This is a genomic window from Shimia ponticola, from assembly GCF_007995215.1.
Taxonomy (GTDB): Bacteria; Pseudomonadota; Alphaproteobacteria; order Rhodobacterales; family Rhodobacteraceae; genus Shimia_B; species Shimia_B ponticola.
This window is the reverse complement of sequence record NZ_VCDK01000006.1, coordinates 613,461-635,859: the sequence shown is the minus strand read 5'-3', so window position 1 is coordinate 635,859 and position 22,399 is coordinate 613,461. Positions and strand designations below refer to the sequence as shown.

Genomic DNA, 22,399 nt, shown 5'->3' with positions numbered 1-22,399 from the left:
AGGGCGCAGCCAACGCCGCGCCCCTCACTCTTACTGACAGGACTTGCCCTTATTGGGCGATACGCCCATCCAGCGCCGCCGCTGCAGTTCCGTTCTCCATGATGAATTCAGCCACGACGTCGGCCAGATCTGGGCCGAAGTCATAGGCGTTCATGCCGCCGGTCTCGAAGACACCGTAGCCGTCACCGCCACCGCGCATGTAATTGTTCGACACAACGCCATAGGTCGCTTCAGGATCAATCGGCTCGCCACCGACCATGACCTCGGTGATGCGGCCTTCCATTGGGGCGACCGTCGGGTCCCACTTGAACGTCAGACCTGCGACTTGCGGGAAGCGGCCCTTGACCTCTTCGACTTGGCTGACACCGTTTTCAAGCGCCGCGATCACGTCCGAGCCCTTCAACTCAAAGGTCGCCAAGGTGTTCTGGAACGGCAGCACCGTCAGAACTTCACCCATGGTCACCTCACCCGCATCAATCGACGCGCGCAGACCACCGCCGTTCTGGATCGCGATTTGAACGCCCTGATCCTTCACACGCTCCAGCATCGCGGTCGCCACAAGGTTCCCCATCGGGCATTCCTGTGTCCGGCACACGGCACGATCACCGTCGATGGCCATATCGGTCGAGCCAACGACGCGCGCCTTCAGTTCTTCGATTGGGCCAGCCAACTCGCCGACGCGCGCAATGATGTCAGCATCGGGTTCAACGCTCGCATCAAGAACCATGGTGTCGCCGGTTGCCGAGGTGACGTTGCCATCAGCATCAAATTCGAGCGTCAGGTGACCGACATATTTGGAATAGGCATAGGCCTGCGCAACAGGTGTGTCGCCAACCATCACCGGATAAGGCGGCGTATCTTCGACCGTGTTCGACAACAGCGTGTGCGAGTGACCGCCGATCACAGCATCAAGACCGGGCACCGCCTCCGCGATTTCCATGTCTTTCGCCAGACCCACGTGGTTCAGCGCGATGATCTTGGTCACACCTTCGGCTTCCAGCGTCGCCACATCAGCGGCAAGGCTGTCGATTTCATCCTGAAAGATGACCGATGGTCCAGGAGACGAAGTTTCAACTGTATCGGTCGCAAGCGCCGAGACGAGACCAATCTTTTCGCCGCCGACTTCCAGCACGACGTGGTTCATCACCTTGCCGTTCAGGACGTTCGATTGCGACACGTCAATGTTGCCCGAGATCACAGGGAAGGACACGGCATCAATGAATTCAGCAAGCTTCTCTGGCCCGTCGTCGAATTCGTGGTTGCCCACGGCCATGGCGTCAAACCCGATCTTGCCCATCATCTCGGCTTCGACGGCACCCTTGTAGGTCGTGTACATCAGCGACCCCTGGAATTGGTCACCGGCGTCGACAAAGATCACGTTCTCACCAGCGAGCTTTTCGCGGATTTGGTCGAACATGGTTTTGACGCGCGCGACACCACCAAAGCATTTGCCTTCGGCTTCGCTTTCGGCGTTGCAGTTGCTGTCGAACCGGTTGATCGACTCGATCCGGCTGTGCAGATCGTTGATGTGGATGACATGCAGTGTGTAATCCGCCGATGCGACCGAAGCGGTCAAAGCAAGAGCAGCAGTAGTAGATAAAAGACGCATAGATCGACTCCCCATAAAGACAGATGCAGTCTGGCAGATGCGTGAGAATTGTAAAACTTCTTTGACGTTGGACGCTTGACCGCTTTGGCCGTTCTGGGGCAAGTCACGCGCCATGCTGATCTACAAAATATTCCGCGCCGATGAATGGAAGACCTTGCAAGACCAAGGAGTTACCGATGGTGCCCCGATAGATCTGCAAGACGGATACATCCATTTTTCCACCGCAGAGCAGGCACGGGAGACAGCCGCAAAACACTTCGCAGGCGAGGATGCGCTTATTCTTGCGGCAGTTGACGCGGCGGCACTTGGTGCTGATCTGAAGTGGGAGGCATCGCGCGGGGGTGCGCTGTTCCCGCATCTTTACAAATCACTGCACATCACCGACGTCGTTTGGCACCAATCACTGAGATTGAACGGGGACACGCATGTGTTCCCCATGGAGATGGTCTGACGTGCTAAATCGGCTTGGGCTCATGGCCCTGCATCAACTCGACCCTGAACGCGCCCATGGCCTTGCGATCAAGGCGCTAAAGTCGGGGCTCCTGCCCGCAGGTCGCGCAACACCTTCGCGCCGCCTCCGGACCAGCGTTGGTGGCCTCAACCTTTCCTCGCCGGTTGGGATTGCTGCGGGCTTCGACAAGAACGCCGAAGTGGCCCAGCCCCTGGCCCGTGCAGGCTTTGGCTGGATTGAAGTTGGGGCCGCAACCCCACGCCCTCAGCCGGGCAACCCAAAGCCCCGCCTTTTCCGTCTGAGCGAAGACCGGGCTGCAATTAATCGGTTCGGGTTCAACAATGATGGCATGGACGTCATCGCCGAACGCATGGCCGCCTATCAAGGCGACGCGCCCTTGGGTCTCAACCTCGGTGCGAACAAAGACAGTGAAGACCGCGCAAAGGATTACGCAACGGTTCTAAAGCACTGTGGCAAACACCTAGACTTCGCGACTGTGAATATCAGCTCACCCAACACCGAAAAGCTTCGCGATCTACAAGGTGCAGAAGCCTTGGCCGCCTTGCTGGACGGTGTGATGTCGGCGCGCGCCGGACTGCCACGCTCGATCCCGATATTCCTCAAGATCGCGCCTGATCTGACCGATGGGGAGTTGGAAGAAATCGCCGTCGTGGCTGCCGACGCGGGCGTCGATGCCATCATCGCTACCAACACGACCATCGACCGAGCAGGGCTGCGATCGCACCATTCGGCACAAAAAGGTGGCCTTTCTGGTGCGCCTTTATTTGACCCATCGACGCGCGTCCTTGCACGCCTGTCGTCGATCACGCCGATCCCGCTCATTGGTGTGGGTGGCATTGGCAGCGCAGAGCAAGCCTACGCAAAAATTCGCGCCGGGGCCTCAGCAATCCAGCTTTATACCGCCTTGATCTATCGCGGTTTGGGACTCGTGGACGAAATCACCAAAGGTCTTGATAAACTGCTGAAAGACGATGGCTACACGTCGATTGCCGAGGCGGTGGGAACAGATCGGGTGCGCTGGCTGACCTAGCGCGCCTCCGCCTCGATCCCCGGATATTTCCACGCCAGCGTGACGCCGCGCGCCACAAAGAACACCAATAATGCGGCCCATAGGCCGTGGTTTGCAAATTGCGGTTCAAGCAGCAGAACTGCGGCGACGTAGATCGCGAAACTGATGATCATCATGTTGCGCATATCTCGGCCCCGCGTTGCGCCGATAAAGACCCCGTCCAGCATCCACGCGGCGACCCCCACCAGCGGCGCTGCCGCCATCCAAGGCAGATAAATCCGCGTTTCCGCACGCACGGGTTCCGAGGTCGTCATGATGTCAATTAAGACAGGGCCTGCGGTGAGAAAAATCACGGATAGCCCGATGCAGAGAATGACGCCCCAGAACGAGGTCATGAGAACCGCACGGCGCAGCCCGGCCTGATCGCGCGCTCCCAACCGCTGCGCGACCAATGCTTCCGCGGCAAAGGCAAACCCATCCAGACCGTAGGCCGTGATGTGCATGAACTGGGTCAGGATTTCGTTGGCCGCGAGCGTCACATCTCCGTATCGCGCGCCCAAGAAGGTGAATGATGTGAACCCCGCCATCAACAGAACCGAGCGGATCAAGATATCTCCGCCCAGCGCAAAGAACCGGATCATGCGTGCAGGATCCAGAACCTTGGACGCCATGCGCCAAGCCGTGCGGCCAAAGACTGCGCGACAAAACCAGAGCCCGACAAGCGCGCCCGACCACTCGGCGATAAAGGTTGCGATGGCCACACCTTCGACACCCCACCCCAGACCCAAGACGAACCAAAGGTCGAGCAGCATGTTGAGACCGTTCATCCAGACCTGAACGATCAGCACCGCCGCCGTCCGCTCCTGTGCGATCAACCAACCGGTGATACCGTAGACGGCAATAGCTGCCGGGGCCGAATAGATGCGGATTTGCGTATAGGCGTAGGCCAGCGTTTCCACCTCCTCCGAGGCTGGCGCGATCTGAAAGGCGGCCCAGAGAACCGGCACCTGAAAGACAACGAAGGCACAGCCCGCAAGCGCACCGATCATCAAGGCCCGCGCAAGCAAAGCGTCGACTTCGTCCTGATCCCCCTGCCCCAGCGCCTGCCCGGTCAAGCCGACCGTACCCATCCGCAAAAAGCCGAACAGCCAATACAAAGACGACAGGATGATCGCGCCAATCCCAACAGCCCCAATCGGGGCCGCCTCCCCCAACTGACCTACGACGCCGGTGTCCACCGCGCCCAGAATCGGTACCGTCGCGTTGCTCAGGACAATCGGACCGGCAATCGTCAGAATTCGGCGGTGCGTGATCGGGTCAGGGCGCGCAGCGGCGTCAGACACCTGAGGCCTCGGGTTTCCTCGGCATCACGAAATGCCCCAAACCCTGCGCAAAAGGACGCGCCCGGTTGTCCTGCCACGCTTCGACCTGCACGCTCGCGTAGCGGCGTCCCGAACGCGTAATCCGTGCGCGGGCATACGCATCACGCGGCAGACCCGATCGCAGGTAATCAATCGTGAAATCAATCGTCTTTGGCAGACGCGGCAAAGACGTTGCATCAATCGCGCCGCTCTCGACATCGTCCCAGATCGTCGCCCACGTCAGCGAAACTGTGGCCGCGATCTCCAGAAAAGCGGCGGTGACGCCGCCATGGATGGCGGGCAGAAGGGGATTCCCGATCAGGTCATCGGAGTAATTCAAGACCGCCGTGAGCTCATCCCCCCGCCGCTCGAACGTCACGCCAAGAAATTGCGCATAGGGAATGGACCCGGTCAGTGCCGCCAACACGCCATCGCGTCGGGTCTTGACCACTTGCACAGGTTCAGGCCGTTGACGCGCCATCAGACCTTGCCCTCTACCGTGAATGCCCCCGTTGCGGTTGCAACCGGGTTATCCGTGTCATCATCTGTCGCCGTTGCGCGCACGAAGGCCACCGAACGGGTGACATGATAGGCCTCGGCCCGCGCGCGAATGGTTTGGCCAGGCGTTGCGGAGCGCATGTAATCGATCCGCAAATCAATCGTGGCCGTGCCACCGCCGTTCTTCGGGTGGCTCATGACCGCAGCACCGCCACAAGTATCCATCAAAGCCGACACGGCGCCGCCCGCGATAACGCCTGTTTGGGGATCCCCAATAAAGCGGCTATCGTACGGCATTTCTATTTCTGCGATCCCGGCCTCGACTTGAACCACACGCAGACCCAAAGCGCGCGCATGCGGCAAGGCGGAAATGAACTGATCGGCAAAACTATCGGGATCTTTGGCCATGATGATCTCCTACACCGGCCCTTTGGACCTGCCTAGATGCGTTAGTGCAACTTCCCAACTTCCCCAACGGCATTGAATTGCCTGGGAAACATGCAAACGGCCTAAAAACTTCGGAGTATTCAGTTGCGGAATGGAGCGCTGTCGCCTTACGTTACGCGCACGGGAGGACACATGGCTGAGACACGACTAAGCTTTAAGGAGATGTGCGCAAAGTTCGACGTGACGCCGCGCACGCTTCGGTATTACGAATACATCGAGCTTTTGTCGCCCGAACGCGAAGGCCGTTCGCGGTTTTATGGCCCCCGGGAAATCGCGCGCATGACATTGATCATGCGCGGCCGCCGCTGGGGCTTTTCTCTCGAAGCCCTGCGCCAGTGGCTTTTGATCTACGACAACGAAGGCACAGAGGCCCAGATGCAGGCCTTTATCGAGTTGGCCGATGACCAGCTGGTTAAACTGCGCGCGCAGCAGGCCGAACTCGCCGAGCACATCGAAGAAGTCACCACGCTACGCGACCGCTTGAAAACCGACCTAGGCTAAGCGCGAAACGCACCGGAAATCTCAGCCCTTTCACGCTGACGTCGCGGAATTTCTAGCGACGGGGAATGGCAGCCATCTGTTCCCCGTAAGGAATTCCATACTGCAAAACCCTTATTCTAAACGCTTTGGATTACCAAAAATTACCGTTGCCTCTGCGTAAGCTTTAGCATGATTTCGTGCCCCCCTTTCTGACGCGGCGTTACATTTACGTGCGCGTCAACTTTGCTTGTAAGATGAGTGTTGAATCGACAACTCGGTGTCCGTTGATGCGAGACAGACGCCGAGAGGAATGGAAATGACTGAAACCACGCTGACCATACGCCAGATGTGCGACGCCTTTGATGTGACGCCCCGGACGCTTCGGTTCTACGAAGCGAAGGAACTGCTGTTCCCGATCCGCCAAGGCACACGCCGCCTGTTCACAAAACGCGATCAGGCACGGCTCAAGCTCATCCTGCGCGGCAAGCGCTTTGGCTTCAGCCTCGAAGAAATCCGTCAGCTCTTGGACTTGTACCATATCGGTGACAGCCAGGCGACGCAGCTGCGCAAAACACATGAGGTCGCGACCATGCACCTCGGCGAAATGATCAGCCAGCGCGATGATCTGAACAAGGCCATTGACGATTTGAAAGACCAACTCAGCTGGGTCGAAAAGATCTTGGCTGACATGGAACAACCGCAGGCCGCCCAATAGGGCGATCTGCCAAGCCAAACACAATCTCGTCTGTCTAGGGAGACAACAACATGCCGACCTACACCGCCCCAACAAAAGACCAACAGTTTATCCTGCATGATGTCCTGAACATCTCGGCCATGGATGTGCCGGGTTATGGGGACTTGGACCGTGACTTCACCAACGCGGTTCTGGAAGAGGCTGGCAAGCTGGCCAGCGAGGTGCTCGCGCCGCTGAACCCAGTGGGTGACAAGCAGGGCTGCAAGCTGGAAAACGGTGTCGTCCGCGTCCCCGAAGGCTTCAAGGCTGCCTATGACCAGATGGCCGAAGGTGGCTGGATGGCCATGGACATGCCAGAGGAATACGGCGGTCAGGGCCTTCCCTACATCATGCACACCGCTGCGATGGAACCAATGGTATCGGCCAACATGGCCTTCAACATGTACCCGGGCCTGACCCACGGAAACATGGCCGCGATCCTGGCCCACGGCACGGACGAGCAGAAAGAAACCTACCTGCCAAAGATGTGCTCGGGCGAATGGTCCGGCACCATGAACCTGACCGAGCCGCATTGTGGCACCGATCTGGGCCTGATGCGCACCAAAGCAGAGCCTCAGGACGACGGCACCTACAAGATCAGCGGCCAGAAAATCTGGATTTCCGCCGGCGAACACGAGATGGCCGAGAACATCATCCACCTCGTTCTGGCGAAAATCCCCGGCGGTCCGGAGGGCGTAAAAGGCATCAGCCTGTTTATCGTGCCGAAGTTCCTGGTGAACGATGACGGCAGCCTTGGTGAACGCAACAGCCTGTCCTGCGGCGGCCTGGAAGAGAAGATGGGCATTCACGGCAACGCGACTTGCGTGATGAACTATGATGGTGCGACGGGCTACCTGATCGGTGAGATGCACAAAGGCATGCGCGCCATGTTCACCATGATGAATGAAGCGCGTCTCGGTGTGGGCCTGCAGGGCTATGCACAAGGTGCCGTTGCTTATGAAAACGCGCTTGGTTTCGCCCGCGACCGCCTGCAAGGCCGCGCCGTGACAGGGACCGAGCATGCTGACAAACCGGCCGATCCGATCATCGTCCATCCAGATGTGCGTCGGAACCTGCTGGACCAGAAGTCCTTCGTCGAAGGGGCCCGCGCGCTGGTCTATTGGTCGTCTTCGATGCTGGATCGCGGCCACCTGTCGAATGACAAAGACGCCGAAGACATGATGTCCCTGATGACCCCTGTCATCAAAGGCTTCCTGACTGACAAAGGCTTTGAAACCTGCGTTCTGGCGCAACAGACGCTCGGCGGTTCCGGCTTCACGCAAGAATGGGGTCTGGAACAATTCGTGCGCGACGCCCGGATCACCATGATCTACGAAGGCACAAACGGCGTTCAGGCGCTCGACCTTGTCGGCCGCAAACTTGGCCTGAATGGTGGCAAGACGGTCATGGCTTTCTTTGACATGGTCAAAACCTTCATCAAGGAAAACGAAGGCAACGAGGCGCTCAAAGCCGACTTCCTCGACCCGCTCAAAGAGGCGTCAAAAGACCTGCAGGCCGCCGGCATGTACTTCATGCAGGAAGGCATGAAGAACCCCAACAATGCGTTGTCCGGCTCCTATGACTTCATGCACCTTTTCGGCCACGTCTCGCTGGGCTTGATGTGGGCCAAGATGGCCAAAGCCGCGCATGAGGCTTTGGACAACGGTGCAGAGGATAAAGAGTTCTATGAGACGAAGCTCGCCACAGGCCGGTACTACATGGCACGTCCGCTGAAAATGACGGGCACCCATTTGGCACGTATCCAATCTGGTGCAGACACGGTCATGACGCTCGACGCGGCGAATTTCTAACGTCAATCGGGGCACCCACTTCTCAGGGTGCCCCGCATACCTCAAACGCCGGATGCCTCCGGCGGGAGTTTTTATGGAAAGATGAAGGATGGAAGGTCCACTCTACCTTCCGGCGCTTAGTCACCGGGTGCAGCCACGCCGAAAAGCAGAGCTTCACCTTTCACGGCCATCGACTCTCCAGCCTGTACCGCGCAGGCAGTCTGGGCCGCGCTTGGTAAAAAAAGCCCTAACTTCATCTTTCCATAATAACTCTGCGGGGGTCTGGGGGTGCAAAACCCCCAGTACGGCATCAGTGACTGGGAGGGCACGATGACAGTCAAACTCCACTGCTTTGGAGAAAGCGGCAATTCCTACAAGGCTGCGCTGGCGCTTGAGCTGGCAGGCATTGAGTGGCAACCGGTCAAGGTCGATTTTTTTGGAGGCGCGGCCCGCACGGATGCGTTTCGAGAGTTGAACCCAATGGCCGAAGCGCCGGTTTTGGAAACCGGCGATCTGACGCTTAGCCAGTCCGGTGTGATCCAGCAGTGGGTGGTCGACACCACAGACAGACTGGGCGGCGCGCCCGAAGACAAATATGACGTGCTACGCTGGGTGCTGTGGGACAACCACAAACTGTCCTCTCAGGCTGGCATGACCCGCTTCCTGATGAATTTTCTTCCCGAAGACAAACGCCCCACGCAGGTCATCGGCTTCATGCAAGGTCGCCTGAAAGCAGCCTATGACACGCTGAACAGACACCTTGATGGCCGCGACTGGATTGTTGGTCGTGACGTCACCATCGCAGATATCTCATGCTGCTCTTACCTCTATTACCCAGAACCCTTCGGCTTTGATCGCGCCGACTGGCCCCACATCAATGCCTGGCTGGATCGCATCGCGGCTCTGCCAGGTTGGAAACATCCCTACGACCTGATGCCCGGTCACCCAAGCGACCGCGCATAAAGAAAGGACCCACATGACCGACGCATATATCTATGACGCCGTGCGATCCCCGCGCGGCAAAGGACGCAAAGACGGCAGCCTGCATGAGGTCACCTCGGCGCGCCTGTCGATCCAGATGCTAAACGCCATCAAGGACCGCAACGGACTTGAAGGGCATGCAGTTGAGGACGTGATCTGGGGCAACGTCACGCAGGTCATGGAGCAAGGCGGTTGCCTCGCGCGGACCGCCGTGCTGGGCTCTGATCTGGACGAAAGCATTCCGGGCCTGTCGATTAACCGCTTTTGCGCCTCGGGCATGGAAGCCGTGAACCTTGCCGCCAACCAAGTCCGCGCTGGAGCGGGCGAGGCCTATATTGCAGGCGGCGTGGAGATGATGAGCCGCGTCCCTATGGGCGCGGATGGTGCGGCCATTGCCGCCGACCCGTCGCTCGCGATGGAGCAGTATTTCGTGCCGCAGGGTATCGGCGCAGACCTGATCGCGACCGAATACGGCTTTACCCGCGATGACGCGGACGCACTGTCAGTCGAAAGCCAACGCCGCGCGGCTCAAGCGTGGGACGAAGGTCGCTTTGCCAAATCCATCGTTCCAATCGTCGATCAGAACGGTCTGCCAATCCTGGCCGAAGATGAATACATCCGCCGCGGCACGGACATGCAGTCGCTTGGCGCGCTCAAAGCGGCCTTCAAGGACCAAGGGGAAGTCATGCCCGGCTTCGACAAGGTTGCGCTGATGAAGTACCCGCATCTGGAAAAGATCAATCACATCCACCACGCCGGGAACTCGTCTGGCATCGTTGACGGATCAGCGGCTGTGCTTATCGGGTCGAAGGAGTTCGGCGAAAAGTGGGGGCTCACACCCCGCGCGCGGATCAAGCACACAGCCAAGATCGGCTCCGACCCAACCATCAACCTGACCGGCCCCGTACCGGTGACCGAAAAGGTCCTGCGCGAGCTTGGCATGGACATCAGCGACATCGACCTGTTCGAAGTCAACGAGGCCTTTGCCTCCGTCGTTCTGCGGTTCCAGCAGGCCTTCGACGTTGATCCCGCCAAGGTCAACGTGAACGGAGGCGCGATTGCCATGGGTCACCCTCTGGGTGCTACCGGTTCGATCATCATCGGCACCTTGCTGGATGAGATGGAACGCAGCGACAAGGAAACCGGCATGGCGACGCTTTGCATCGCGTCGGGCATGGGCGCAGCAACCGTTCTGGAGCGCGTCTAAGTCATGAGCACCCCGAGCGTTATCAAAGCAACTCTCAACCGCAGCGCACAGGCATTGCTGGATGGGGATTTTGCAATGTGGTCACGCTCGGTCATGCTCCCGTTCACCTTTGTGAGCCGCTCGGGGTCCAAACAGTATGAAGCTTGGGATGACTTGCGCTCGGATTTCGACACGTTTGTTGGTCTGCTCGCCGAACATGGCGTGACCGAAATCCGACGTAACGTCATTTCGATTGACCATGTCAGCCCAACACACCTGATCGCACGGTTTTCGACCGAACTCCTGAGCGGATCCGACGACATAATCGCGCCATACACGTCAACGGCAACTTTGCAATTTCGCAATGGCGCGTGGAAAGCCATGGCAATTATGGGGGCTGTTGGAGCTCAAAACTGGTCTGAGTTTGCACAAAACGAGAATGGGAAAATCATCCCTTTTCACGCGCGCGAACCAAAACACCAGCGTCTTGGCTAAACCAAATCCCAACTAGAAGAGGAGATTAGACAGAGGTGATCGACTAGCTGAGATGCTTGACTCAGTCAGCCTCAACCACGCATCTTACTTGGCGTTAGCTATGAGGTGTACGGTGCCAGCCTTTCGTGTTTACAACGACATTCTGAACAAGATGGATCATGCCATAAACCTGCGAGACGCAGACTTATGGTGTGAGATCGTAGAGTTCCCACACAAAGTCCACACTGAGAAGAAGGACTTTTACGTCACCACGCGGGAACAGCATATCGCGGTCATGGACGGCTTGCGGGAGACACTTGTTCAATTTGGCGCTGAGCGAATCCAACGCGTCGTCGAATGCGCAGAGTTTCTGACCGAGAACAAAATCCGTGGTCACCATGTGGCTTACATGATGGCGGATGGTGTTGCTCAAGCGGACCCCATTGCCAGCCGACTTATCCTTGAGCGCGGCGAGACCGGTTGGAAAATTGCCGAAGTCACGAACGCGCTCGAGATCGGCACCTGGCCGTTTGATGCCCTTCAAATCGCTGATGGCTTGGTGAGCGAAACGGCCATCGAAAGACGACAACAAATCGCGTCCTGACTTGCACGAACTGTGGGTCATGGAGGCGCAACCTTCAAAGACCCACACAGGATGGCAATCAATCTAAGCCATTCGCAAGACAGGAACCAAAGATGTCTGATTTCAGCATGAACGTGGACGCCGACGGCGTCGCAATGATCACCTGGGATACCCAGGGCAAATCCATGAACGTGATGAACGAACAGGGCTTTCTCGATCTCGACAAGATGATCGACCAGGTTCTGTCGGATGACGCCATCAAGGGCGCGGTGATCACATCCGGCAAGAAAGGAAGCTTTGCCGGTGGGATGGACCTCAACATCATCGCCAAGATGAAGGACATGGCAGGCGACAACCCGGCCAAGGGTCTGTTCGACGGCATCATGGATATCCACCACCTGCTCCGCAAAATCGAACGCGCGGGTATGGACGCGAAAACCAACAAGGGCGGCAAGCCTATTGCGGCCGCCCTGCCCGGCACCGCGCTGGGCATCGGTTTGGAATTGCCGCTGGCCTGTCACCGTATTTTCTGTGCCGACAACCCAAAGGCCAAGATTGGCCTGCCAGAGATCAAGGTCGGCATCTTCCCCGGCGCAGGCGGCACCACGCGTGTCAGCCGGATGCTGGGTGCGATGGCGGCGGCCCCGATCCTGCTCGAAGGCAAAATGCTGGACCCAAAGAAAGCCAAGTCTTCTGGTCTGATCCACGAGGTCGTCGATGATCCGGTCGCAGCGGCAAGAGAGTGGGTGCTGTCCGAGCCGAAAATCGTGAAACCTTGGGATGAGAAGGGCTGGAAAATGCCCGGTGGTGCGCCGTACCACCCCGCCGGTTTCATGACCTTTGTGGGTGCCTCCGCGATGGTCAACGGCAATACGATGGGTGTCTACCCTGCAGCCAAGGCCCTGCTGAGCGCGGTTTACGAAGGCGCGATGGTGCCGTTTGATACCGCTGTCAAAATCGAGGCACGCTGGTTCACGAACGTGCTGATGAACCCAAGTTCCTCTGCCATGATCCGCAGCCTTTTCATCAACAAAGAGGCGCTGGACAAAGGCGCTGTGCGTCCTGCCGGAGTGCCGGATCAATCGGTCAAAAAGGTCGGCGTCATGGGCGCGGGCATGATGGGCGCGGGCATCGCGTTGGTATCGGCAATGGCTGGCATCGACGTTGTGCTGATCGACCAAAAACAGGAAGCGGCCGACAAAGGCAAAGCCTACGCAGCCGACTATTTCGATAAAGGCATCAGCCGCAAGAAGATCACGCCAGAGAAAAAGGACGAAAATCTCGCGCGCATCAACGCGACGACCGATTATGCCGCGCTCGAAGGCTGTGATCTGATCATCGAGGCCGTGTTCGAGGATCCGGGCGTCAAAGCCGAAGTCACAAAGAACGTGCTCAAGGTCGTGGGCGATGACTGCATCTTCGCCACCAACACCTCGACCTTGCCAATCAGCGAGTTGGCCAAGGCGTCGGACAAACCGGATCAGTTCATCGGCATCCACTTCTTTAGCCCAGTGCAGTCGATGATGCTGGTCGAGATCATCAAAGGCGCGGAAACCGGCGACCGAGCAACCGCCAAGGCGCTGGATTACGTGCGCCAAATCCGCAAGACACCTATCGTCGTGAACGATGCGCGGTTCTTCTACTGCAACCGCTGCATCATCCCCTACATCAACGAAGGCATCCGCATGGTGAAGGAAGGTGTTGAACCTGCCTTGATCGAGAACGCAGCGCGTATGGTCGGCATGCCGTTGGGGCCACTGCAGCTTGTTGATGAAACCTCGATTGATCTGGGGGCCAAGATCGCCAAGGCGACCAAGGCCGCGATGGGCGACGCCTATCCAGATGGCGAAGTCGACGAAGTCATCTTCTGGATGTTCGACGAGGGCCGTCTTGGCCGCAAGTCGAACGCGGGCTTCTACAACTACGATGAAAAGGGCAAACGTCAGGGCCTGTGGGAAGGTCTCGCGGCCAAATACCCAGTGGCCGACGAGCAACCCGACCTGATCGAAGTGCAACATCGCCTTCTGATGATCCAGTCGCTCGAAGCAGTCCGCGCGCTGGAAGAAGATGTGCTGATGGACATCCGCGAAGGTGACGTGGGCGCGATCCTTGCATGGGGCTTTGCCCCGTGGTCCGGCGGTCCACTGTCATGGCTCGACATGATTGGCGCGGATTACGCTGTCGAGCGCACCGCAGAGCTGACCGAACGCTACGGCGACCGCTTCGCGACACCTCAGTTGCTCAAGGATTTGGCCGACGGGTCTGAGACCTTTTACAGCCGCTTCCAACCGGCGATTGCGGCTGAATAAACCGGCTGACATCTGAATGATGGTGGGGCGGTCCCGATCAGGGACCGCCCCTTTTTTGCCCAATCCACCTGCAAGTACAGGGACAGCGGGCCATCAGGTCATGGCGTCGGCTCATCTGCCGATAGTGGGGTATGACCTCTGGCCCAATGGGGTCTGACATGGGGTGTCGGGGTTCTCTGCTGTGACACCTTCTGCGCGGTCAATTGCGCAAGCAGTGGGCCGGCAGACACGTCGGACCCCGGTGTGGCTGGTTCGGACAAACGCCCAAACCAAGCCGACCGGGCAAACCCGTCATCAGCGGGCGCGCTTTGGGGCCTCTCATTCCCAAGCGCGCCGCGCACTGATGATAAGCATGCTCTGCCCGGCGACGACGTCATGACCATGACGTGCAAGGGCCAATGCATCGCGCAAATCCGCTGAAACATGGTCCTCTCCCTTGCAAACTCATTATCAAAACAATTCGCCCGGGCAGCTTGGGCGACAGGCATACTTGGCTCTTGGGCTGCGTCAGACCTTGGCCCGCATTTCGGCATGTTTGCGGCATTGATGCCTGAGGCAGGTCAATCGCCAGTGATGGGCCTGAATTGTTTTAAAAAACGGCCCTAATCTGAATCGAATTTGTAGCCAAAGCGCGCAATGTCATCGGCGCAAATCTCGCCGATCAAATCGCGTGTCGAATCGTCATAGGCAGCGCGATAGTCGCTTTCACGCTCTGATTGGTTCACGTGCGGCACGTTGAGGGCAAAGCCCAGATGATCCTCAAATGCCTGCAAATCATCTGCAAGGTGCTCAAGCCGGATATAACACCCACAGCGGTGCTGACCGTGCCAGTCCGTGACGTAGCTTGCATATGGGTTGGAGCGCAGCGTAGCTTGTGTATGCGCGCTTGTCAGGAAACCCTTGAAAGCCTCTGCTTTGGCAAGGCTAACCGCTGGATGATCAAAGGTCTGATCACGAAGCCAATGATAATAACTGACACAGCGATCCCACGGGTTCCTCACAAGTGTCACGATGAACAGTGTGTCGAGATCATCTTCGGTGACCAAACCTCGCAGATCTCGCAACGTCGAATGTTTCCAAAGACGCCCGGCGACCTCTACCCCCTTCAACCGCCCGCGCCGTTTGCGGGCTTTGGGTGTGTCACCAAGCATTTCATCATCCGCCTTGGCCCGCTCTTCTAGCGCAAGCGCAAGCGACGTGCCCCCGGTCTTGGGGATATGGATGAACAGATAGCCGCGCCCACGCGACAGGATCACGTTGGATCCCCCCTTAACGCCAGCACAAAGCCCGTGATCAGGATCGTACAGATGCCCAACACCGCTGCGAAATTAACGGTTTGTCCCCACAGAACATATCCAACGATCGCTGCGAGGATCAGAACAGAATACTCCCACGCGCCGGTGAAGGTCGGTGTCGCCAATTGATAGGCCCGCGTCAGCATCGCCAACGCAATCAAGGATGCAACAGCCTGTCCGATAAGGATGAACCAGACATGGCGCGGCGGCTGCACCCAAGACCGTGTCAGAAAACTGTCGCCGCCTGGTGTCAGCAGCAACCCGATGGCCCCGACTAAGGCAAGGATCGCGAGGTAAACGCCAACCATGACCCAAGGGCTTTCATCCCGGCACCACGTTGAGGTGACCGAATTGCCCAACCCGTAAAAGATCGCGGCGACAAAAGAGGCGGCAGATATCAGGCCCAGCGTCGAGAAATCCGGTTGAACCACGGCCAGACACCCCATGAAGCCAAGCAGTGTCAGCCCAAAGCGACCGGCATCGGGCCGTTTGCCTTCGAACACCCCCAAAAGAAGCAGGAACAACGGCGCTGTGAACAAGGCTGCCAAAACCTGCGTCACCGGCAGAAAGGCGGCGCAACCAAAATAGATCACCATAGCAATGGCGTGCAGCCCGCCTCGGGCGGTGACACCGCGCCAGTTTGCGGGCGCTAGAGACCAGCCAAGAACACTTGCCATCGCCGCCAGAACAGCGAGCGCTATGGACGACCGTAAATAATGAAACTGCCAAAGACCGATATGCTCCGCGACCGCCGGAGTGCCGTTGTCGCTGACCGCAATCAGAAACATGGCCCCAACAGTAAGACCGGCTGCCGTCATCGGCTGAGAAACCATTTCAGTACGCGTCAACACAGCCGCCTTTTCGCGCTTTGACTTTGGCGTCGCAAGCCTCATAACGACACATCAAAGCCAAAGATCAACGGGAGGGTCACATGGGTTGGTTGCAGGATGAGCGCGGACTGGAAAAGCGTGCAGCGAATTACGTTCCGCTGACACCCCTGTCGCATTTGCGTCGTGCGGCCAAGGTGTTCCCAAAGAAGACCGCGTTGGTCTATCAGGACAAGGAAACCACCTACGCCGACTACCACACCCGGGTGACCCGCATGGCCTCTGCGCTGGTCGGCATGGGTGTCAAACCGGGGGACGTGGTCGCCACTCTGCTTCCAAACATTCCGGCACAGGTCGAGGCACATTTTGCCGTGCCTGCCACCGGCGCTGTATTAAACACAATCAACATCCGCCTCGATGTGGCGACCGTGGCCTACATTTTCGACCATGGCGAAGCCAAGGTCGTGTTGGTCGATACCCAATTCATGGACCTCGCCGAAGCCGCGATCGACGCCATGCAAGGTGACGCCCCAAAAATCATCGAGGTCGCCGATGCGGGGGCAGGTTTTCCGGCCACCGGGCGCTATCCGGAATACGAAGAGGTCCTTTCGACCGGCGATGCGGATTTCAACTGGATCATGCCAGAGGATGAATGGGAAAGCCTCGCGCTGAACTATACTTCGGGCACCACGGGCCGGCCCAAGGGCGTCGTTTACCACCATCGCGGGGCCTACCTGATGACCATGGGCACGGTCATCAGCTGGCGCATGACGCTGAACCCCAAGTTCCTTGCCATCGTGCCACTGTTCCACTGCAATGGGTGGAACCACAGCTGGATGATGCCCGTCCTTGGCGGCACCGTTGTCTGCTGCCGCGATATCACCCCCAACGCCATCTATGACGCCATTGCCGATCACGGCGTCACGCATTTCGGCGGTGCACCTATTGTCTTGAACCTGATCGTCAACGCACCTGAAGACAGCCGTCGTCCCTTTGATCACACAGTCGAAGTCTTCACCGCAGGCGCACCGCCGGCCGCAGCAACCCTCGCTGCCATCGAGAAACTCGGCTTCAACGTCACTCAGGTCTACGGCCTGACGGAAACCTACGGCCACGTCACCGAATGCCTTTGGGACGGCGATTGGGACACAATGGCCCCTGACGAAAAGGCCTCGATCAAAGCACAGCAGGGCGTCGCCTTCCCTATGATGGAGGACATCACTGTCGTCTCATCAGACATGACACAGATTCCGCAGGACGGTCAGGCGACCGGGGAAATCGTTATGCGCGGCAATTCCGTCATGAAAGGGTATCTCAAGAACCCCGAAGCGACCGAAGAAGCCTTTGCAGGCGGTTATTTCCACTCGGGCGACATCGCGCTGCAACACCCCAACAGCTATATCCAGATCGCGGACCGCGCGAAGGATATCATCATCTCAGGCGGCGAAAACGTGTCCTCGGTCGAGGTCGAAGGCATCCTGATGCACCACCCCGCCGTGTCGCTATGTGCAGTTGTCGCAAAGCCCGACGACAAATGGGGCGAGGTGCCCTGTGCATTCGTCGAACTCAAGGACGGCGCGGAGGTCACGGACAAGGAACTCATCGCCTTTGCGCGTGAACGTCTGGCCGGTTTTAAGACACCCAAGATGGTGGTTTTCCAGGAATTGCCAAAGACATCCACGGGCAAAATCCAGAAGTTTGAACTACGCACGCAGGCCAAAGAGATGGCCTGAACACGGAACATCTGCGCTCCTGCGCAGATGAATCCCTCAAAAAACCAAATCAAATCATAGCCTTGCATAACTCACGCAGGGCCTATGCATTCCTGTGCGCATTACAATGTCAGAAAAACCGCACTTGAGCCGGGCCGGTCGCATGCAAAAGTGACACTCAGCAAAGCGCAGAAACCCGGTGCGGCCATGGGGTTGGTTTAACCCGGTCTCACAAGGCCCTGTGAATTGCGCGGTGATAACGACAATGCCGGAGCACGCGAACCATGAAGTCACTCACACGGCGCTCGGCGCTCGCTCTTGGTGGTGCGGCTGTGGGTTGGGGCGCTGCACGTACACTGGGCGGCGACCTTCCTGTTCTTGATGGCACACGCCCCGCAAACGCGACCCACGCAGGCCCTGTACTCAACGACGCGAGCGGGCTGTCAGCGACACCGATCCACAAGCACCTGACGCTCTCCGACGATGCCGGTGACACTCTCATCGCAGCAATTCGCAAGGAAATGGCTGATGCCGGTCTTGAAGGCCGCCCCTTTAACGTGGGCGCAGCGCGGCATTCCATGGGCGGACAGGCCATTCCGAGGAACGGCACAGCCGTGACCTTGGACAATGGCAATATCGAGATCGACACAGCCGCCCAAACCTATCGCGTTCACGCAGGTGCACGGTGGTCGCAGGTCATTTCTGCGCTCGATCCGATGGGATGGTCGCCCGCTGTCATGCAATCGAACAACGACTTTGGCGTCGCAGCGACATTCTCGGTCAATGCCCACGGCTGGCCCGTCCCCTTTGGTCCGATGGGAGTCACCGTTCGCGCGCTCAGGATGATCCTGCCATCCGGTGACTTGGTGACCTGTTCGCCAACCGAAAACAGCGATCTCTTTAACCTCGCCATGGGGGGATACGGGTTGATCGGGGTCATCATCGACCTTGAAGTCGACATGGTGCCCAACACGCGCCTGACACCCAGCTTTGCGGAGATGGACGCCAGTGCATTCCCCTCCGCCTTTCAGGCAGCGGTATCCGACCCAAGTGTTGGCATGGCCTATGGACGGCTCAACGTCGAACGCAGCTCCTTTTTTGAAAAGGGGCTGCTTGTGACTTTTCGTCATTCCGACGATCAATCTGATCTTCCGGCTGCGTCAGGTTCGGGTTGGGTGTCACATTTGGCCAGCCGACTCTATCGGGCGCAGCTTGGCAACGAGACCATGAAGTCGTTCCGTTGGTGGAATGAAACCACCTTGGGTCCAATGATCGGCGGCGGCGCGGTCACGCGCAATTCGCTGATCAATGAACCGGTCGTCACACTCGATGACCGCAATCCCGACCGCACCGACATCTTGCACGAATACTTCGTCAGCTTTGATGCCTTTGAGCCGTTTCTGCAGGCCTGCCGCGAGATTATACCGGCGTCCTACCAAGAGTTCTTGAACGTCACCCTCCGCTATGTCGCCCAAGACGACCAAAGCGAATTGGCTTACGCGACCACACCGCGGATCGCGGCGGTCATGTCATTTAGTCAGGAAATGACCCAACGCGCGGAAGCGGACATGAAACGAATGACACAGGCCCTGATCGACCGTATCGCAGCGGATGGCGGGGCGTATTACCTGCCCTATCGGCCGCATGCCCGGTTGGATCAATTCACCAACGTCTACCCCGCAGCCGCAGAGTTCGCCGCGAAGAAACGCGCGCTTGATCCAACCACGATCCTCGGCAGCAACTTCTGGGACACCTATCTGGAGCCGCTATGACATCCATGCAGAAACTATGCCTCGCCTATGTCGGCGCGCTCCTGATCGCGGCCTCCCTGAACTATGTGCCGGGACTGACCGATGCACAGGGTCGTGCGTTCGGGATATTCGCGCTCGATATCTATGATGACGCTCTGCACGTGGCCTCGGCACTTTGGGCGCTTGTTGCGGCACTGGTGTCACACCGGGCCGCGCGCATGTTCATGCTGCTCTTTGGTCTGGCTTATCTCGGCGACGGCGTCTTCGGCTTTTTCACCGGGTACGGCTATCTTGACCTCGGCATCTTCACCAATGCGTCCGAGGGTATGAACCTGTCGCTAGGCCGCGTTCTGGCCAATGCACCGCATCTCATCTTGGGTGGCATCGCTCTGTGGGCGGGTGTGCGCAATATTGGTCGGCCCGCATGAGGTCGCTTTGGCGTTGGGCGATCAGGCTGGTTGCCCTCATGCTGCTCGTCGCAGCGGGCCTTCTGTCGCCTGTGGCCTATTCCGAAATCATGTGCCGAGCAGAAGGTGAGCCAACCCCCTATACATCGCTGACCGACCCGACAGAGCACCGGTTGGAGACGCGCACGCTGATGACCTATCCGGAATGGCATATCGTCCATGCTTACGAAGACTACGCGCATGTCATTTCTTCAGGTGATCCGCATCAGTTCGATTACCTTGCTGCCATCCGTGGTTTCTGGCGCGCCAACTGTGCGCTTTCCAAAGCATCCGGACAGCTTGGTTCCGTAGACGGTGACACCAAACAACTGGTTTATGTCATTGGAGTCAGCTTCACGGCCGAGCTCTTGGCGAAGGCCATGTACGAGGAAACACTGGGACGCCTTTCCGCCGCTATTTGTGGACCGGAGCGGGCTGCGCTTGATGATCTCTCGGCGGAGCAGGCCACTGATTACGCCATCTTCCTAAGACAGGTGCCGTGGTACAAATGGGACTTTGCAGCCGATGCGCAGGCGCTGAGCGACACGGCAACCAGCGGGTTCCGCGACCGGGAACGCCGTATGGCCCTTGGTCTCGAATACCGTGCCAAAGCCGCTTATGCCGATGTCATAGCTGCCGCCGTCGCCGAGGTTGGCGCAGATGAGTTGACGCTCAGGATGATCGTCACCGGAGCGACTGACGACATGCTTGCCGGGTTCGAAGGTGTGCGGGTCATTGGGCCTACCGAACGTGGCACTCAGATTGAAACGATCCGCTACCGGGCGCTGACCCATCTGATGCGTGACATGGCCCAAGCCGGTGTGGATTTTGTCGAAATCGCAGGCAATGATGACATCATGTTCACAATTATCTCGCACGAACCCAGCCATCCAAAGGCGATCTTCAGTTCTGCGCGGCAAGGCTTTGAAGATCATCGGCATGTGGTGCTGACCAAAGTGCGTGAGCTTGCAAACGACCTTCGCGGGATCAAAAGCACATCCTCACGGCTAGAGCATATCCATGACTATTAGGGGTATTCTGTTCGCATCTTTTTGCATGGTCGTCGGCTGGCTTGGCCTCCTTGTAGGCGTCACGCTTATAAGCGATGCGGCACCTGCCGTTCTGGTCCTTTTTCCAAATGATGACCTAATCTCGACGATGGCCGCAGATGTCGCGATCCTGGATGCCACACGGTTTTCGGTAACCCTTGCCTCAACCGAGGGCGATCTGGCACGCAGACTGTACCAAAACGGATCGTTCATCGTGCTGCCCGCACGGATGACCGGCTGCATCTGACCCAACCGTCAGGGCCTGAGAAAAACACTATGGCACGGCGGCCCTTTCCCATTGTCCCTTCCATTGTGAGATGCAGCAATTTGCGATACTCTGCTGGAAATAGAGGCAGAGCAGCCCGACATGACAGCACTCAAGGAATTCGAACGGTTAGAGACCGTCGGCCTCTGGCGCTCTGGCCCAGAGGCGCAGCGGCGTGAGGTCGGCGTTTCCTTTGGCAAAGCCACGTTGGTCTTATCGGACAGCGCAGGCCAAGCGCTGACGCATTGGTCGCTTGCTGCCGTTCACAGGGTGAACCCCGGCAATCTTCCTGCACTGTTTAGTCCCGACGGCACAGAGGCCGAGACGATCGAACTCGCCGACACGGACATGATCGACGCCATCGAAAAGGTGCAACGCAGCATTGACCGCGCGCGCCCACGCCCTGGACGTCTGCGGTGGCTTCTGCTCACTGCCAGCTTTGCAACTGTGGGTTATCTGGGGCTGTGGTGGTTGCCCGATGCCTTGGTCAACCATGCAACCACCGTCGTACCACAGGTCAAACGCGCCGATATCGGGCAAGAGCTTCAGACGCGCGTCATCCGCCTCACGGGTCAGCCCTGCGCCGAGCCCTTCGGGGCTGTGGCCCTGTCCAAGCTGAACGCCCGCATCCTGCCGTCAGGGGATCACACTTTACTCGTTCTTAGGTCCGGTCCGGAGACCACCCGCGTCCTACCCGGGGGCACCATCGCCATGGGGCGCAAAACGATCGAAGATCATGACGATCCCGCCGTCCCAGCAGGATACGCCATCGCCGCCGCTGCATCCGCAGCCAGCAATGATCCGCTACGCCAAATGCTGGAGGCAACCGGCACCTGGAGCACCGTTCAGCTTTTGACCACCGGCCAAATTGCGTCTGAGACCTTGGACGCCTATGCAGAATACCTTCTGTTGCGCTCGGACCCGCCTGCTTCGACTGCTGCATTGCTCGAAACCTTCAAGACCGCCGAAGTGTCATCGCGCCCTTATGCCTTGGCCAAGGATGTCACAGGCGAAACCACTCTTGATCTGATCGAGGCTGACCCGTTTTACGAAACACAAACGACACCGCTTCTCAGCGATGGCGAATGGATCAGCCTGCAAGGCATCTGCGAAACCGAGTAA

General features: G+C 58.4%; 22 protein-coding genes. 16 read left to right on the top strand and 6 right to left on the bottom strand.

All coding sequences use genetic code 11. The features are described from left to right. Positions 1-49: 49 nt before the first annotated feature. On the bottom strand, positions 50-1,609 hold the full coding sequence (locus FE702_RS16625; RefSeq protein ID WP_147127434.1) for a bifunctional metallophosphatase/5'-nucleotidase: 1,560 nt from the start codon (positions 1,607-1,609) through the stop codon (positions 50-52). Between the two features lie 112 nt (positions 1,610-1,721). On the opposite strand from FE702_RS16625, the gene FE702_RS16620 reads away from it, so the two are divergent. Then, positions 1,722-2,060, top strand: a complete 339-nt coding sequence (locus FE702_RS16620; RefSeq protein WP_147127433.1) for a DUF952 domain-containing protein — start codon at positions 1,722-1,724, stop codon at positions 2,058-2,060. Further along, complete coding sequence (locus FE702_RS16615; RefSeq protein ID WP_147127432.1) at positions 2,035-3,111, top strand: quinone-dependent dihydroorotate dehydrogenase; 1,077 nt, start codon at positions 2,035-2,037, stop codon at positions 3,109-3,111. Before FE702_RS16620 ends, FE702_RS16615 begins: the two co-directional genes overlap by 26 nt. Here FE702_RS16615 and FE702_RS16610 read toward each other — a convergent pair. Genes FE702_RS16610 through FE702_RS16600 form a run of 3 tightly spaced genes read right to left on the bottom strand, consistent with a single transcriptional unit; the run spans position 3,108 to position 5,357 of the window. Then, positions 3,108-4,433, bottom strand: a complete 1,326-nt coding sequence (locus tag FE702_RS16610) for an MATE family efflux transporter (protein WP_147127431.1) — start codon at positions 4,431-4,433, stop codon at positions 3,108-3,110. The genes FE702_RS16615 and FE702_RS16610 overlap by 4 nt on opposite strands. Next, positions 4,426-4,932, bottom strand: coding sequence for a PaaI family thioesterase (locus tag FE702_RS16605; RefSeq protein ID WP_147127430.1), 507 nt, complete (start codon positions 4,930-4,932; stop codon positions 4,426-4,428). Before FE702_RS16605 ends, FE702_RS16610 begins: the two co-directional genes overlap by 8 nt. Then, positions 4,932-5,357, bottom strand: a complete 426-nt coding sequence (locus FE702_RS16600) for a PaaI family thioesterase (RefSeq protein WP_147127429.1) — start codon at positions 5,355-5,357, stop codon at positions 4,932-4,934. Before FE702_RS16600 ends, FE702_RS16605 begins: the two co-directional genes overlap by 1 nt. 171 nt (positions 5,358-5,528) lie before the next feature. Here FE702_RS16600 and FE702_RS16595 point away from each other — a divergent pair, with 171 nt between their 5' ends. The 8 genes from FE702_RS16595 to FE702_RS16560 all read left to right on the top strand — a co-directional run bounded on the left by FE702_RS16595 (position 5,529) and on the right by FE702_RS16560 (position 13,932). Next, positions 5,529-5,897 (top strand): MerR family transcriptional regulator, encoded by a 369-nt coding sequence (locus FE702_RS16595; RefSeq protein WP_147127428.1) that lies wholly within the window; start codon positions 5,529-5,531, stop codon positions 5,895-5,897. A gap of 295 nt (positions 5,898-6,192) precedes the next feature. Then, positions 6,193-6,591 (top strand): MerR family transcriptional regulator, encoded by a 399-nt coding sequence (locus tag FE702_RS16590; protein WP_147127427.1) that lies wholly within the window; start codon positions 6,193-6,195, stop codon positions 6,589-6,591. Positions 6,592-6,641: 50 nt separating this feature from the next. Continuing rightward, entirely contained in the window at positions 6,642-8,420 is a 1,779-nt protein-coding gene (locus tag FE702_RS16585) for an acyl-CoA dehydrogenase C-terminal domain-containing protein (RefSeq protein WP_147127426.1), read from the top strand. Positions 8,421-8,729: 309 nt separating this feature from the next. Continuing rightward, positions 8,730-9,362, top strand: a complete 633-nt coding sequence (locus FE702_RS16580) for a glutathione S-transferase family protein (RefSeq protein WP_147127425.1) — start codon at positions 8,730-8,732, stop codon at positions 9,360-9,362. A gap of 13 nt (positions 9,363-9,375) precedes the next feature. Continuing rightward, the gene (locus FE702_RS16575; protein WP_147127424.1) at positions 9,376-10,587 is read left to right on the top strand and encodes an acetyl-CoA C-acetyltransferase; all 1,212 of its coding nucleotides are present in this window, start codon (positions 9,376-9,378) and stop codon (positions 10,585-10,587) included. A gap of 3 nt (positions 10,588-10,590) precedes the next feature. Then, positions 10,591-11,061, top strand: a complete 471-nt coding sequence (locus FE702_RS16570; RefSeq protein WP_147127423.1) for a hypothetical protein — start codon at positions 10,591-10,593, stop codon at positions 11,059-11,061. 112 nt (positions 11,062-11,173) lie between these two features. Continuing rightward, on the top strand, positions 11,174-11,644 hold the full coding sequence (locus FE702_RS16565; RefSeq protein WP_147127422.1) for a hypothetical protein: 471 nt from the start codon (positions 11,174-11,176) through the stop codon (positions 11,642-11,644). A 92-nt stretch (positions 11,645-11,736) separates the two neighbouring features. Further along, complete coding sequence (locus FE702_RS16560) at positions 11,737-13,932, top strand: 3-hydroxyacyl-CoA dehydrogenase NAD-binding domain-containing protein (RefSeq protein ID WP_147127421.1); 2,196 nt, start codon at positions 11,737-11,739, stop codon at positions 13,930-13,932. Between the two features lie 602 nt (positions 13,933-14,534). Here FE702_RS16560 and FE702_RS16555 read toward each other — a convergent pair. Both FE702_RS16555 and FE702_RS16550 read right to left on the bottom strand, forming a co-directional pair. After that, positions 14,535-15,188 carry a sulfotransferase family 2 domain-containing protein gene (locus tag FE702_RS16555; protein WP_147127420.1) on the bottom strand — a complete coding sequence of 218 codons (654 nt, stop codon included), beginning with the start codon at positions 15,186-15,188 and terminating at the stop codon, positions 14,535-14,537. Beyond that, positions 15,185-16,078 (bottom strand): DMT family transporter, encoded by an 894-nt coding sequence (locus FE702_RS16550; protein WP_186827130.1) that lies wholly within the window; start codon positions 16,076-16,078, stop codon positions 15,185-15,187. The genes FE702_RS16555 and FE702_RS16550 overlap by 4 nt, the downstream gene beginning before the upstream one ends. Positions 16,079-16,158: 80 nt before the next feature. On the opposite strand from FE702_RS16550, the gene FE702_RS16545 reads away from it, so the two are divergent. The 6 genes from FE702_RS16545 to FE702_RS16520 all read left to right on the top strand — a co-directional run bounded on the left by FE702_RS16545 (position 16,159) and on the right by FE702_RS16520 (position 22,399). Beyond that, positions 16,159-17,787, top strand: a complete 1,629-nt coding sequence (locus FE702_RS16545; protein WP_147127418.1) for an AMP-binding protein — start codon at positions 16,159-16,161, stop codon at positions 17,785-17,787. A 263-nt stretch (positions 17,788-18,050) separates the two neighbouring features. After that, positions 18,051-19,538, top strand: a complete 1,488-nt coding sequence (locus FE702_RS16540; protein WP_147127417.1) for an FAD-binding oxidoreductase — start codon at positions 18,051-18,053, stop codon at positions 19,536-19,538. Continuing rightward, positions 19,535-19,945, top strand: a complete 411-nt coding sequence (locus FE702_RS16535) for a DUF4383 domain-containing protein (protein WP_147127416.1) — start codon at positions 19,535-19,537, stop codon at positions 19,943-19,945. Before FE702_RS16540 ends, FE702_RS16535 begins: the two co-directional genes overlap by 4 nt. Next, a complete protein-coding gene (locus FE702_RS16530) occupies positions 19,942-20,994 on the top strand; it encodes a hypothetical protein (RefSeq protein ID WP_147127415.1) in 1,053 nt (350 codons plus the stop codon). Before FE702_RS16535 ends, FE702_RS16530 begins: the two co-directional genes overlap by 4 nt. Positions 20,995-21,019: 25 nt before the next feature. Beyond that, complete coding sequence (locus FE702_RS16525; RefSeq protein WP_147127414.1) at positions 21,020-21,259, top strand: hypothetical protein; 240 nt, start codon at positions 21,020-21,022, stop codon at positions 21,257-21,259. A 120-nt stretch (positions 21,260-21,379) separates the two neighbouring features. After that, positions 21,380-22,399 (top strand): hypothetical protein, encoded by a 1,020-nt coding sequence (locus tag FE702_RS16520; RefSeq protein ID WP_147127413.1) that lies wholly within the window; start codon positions 21,380-21,382, stop codon positions 22,397-22,399.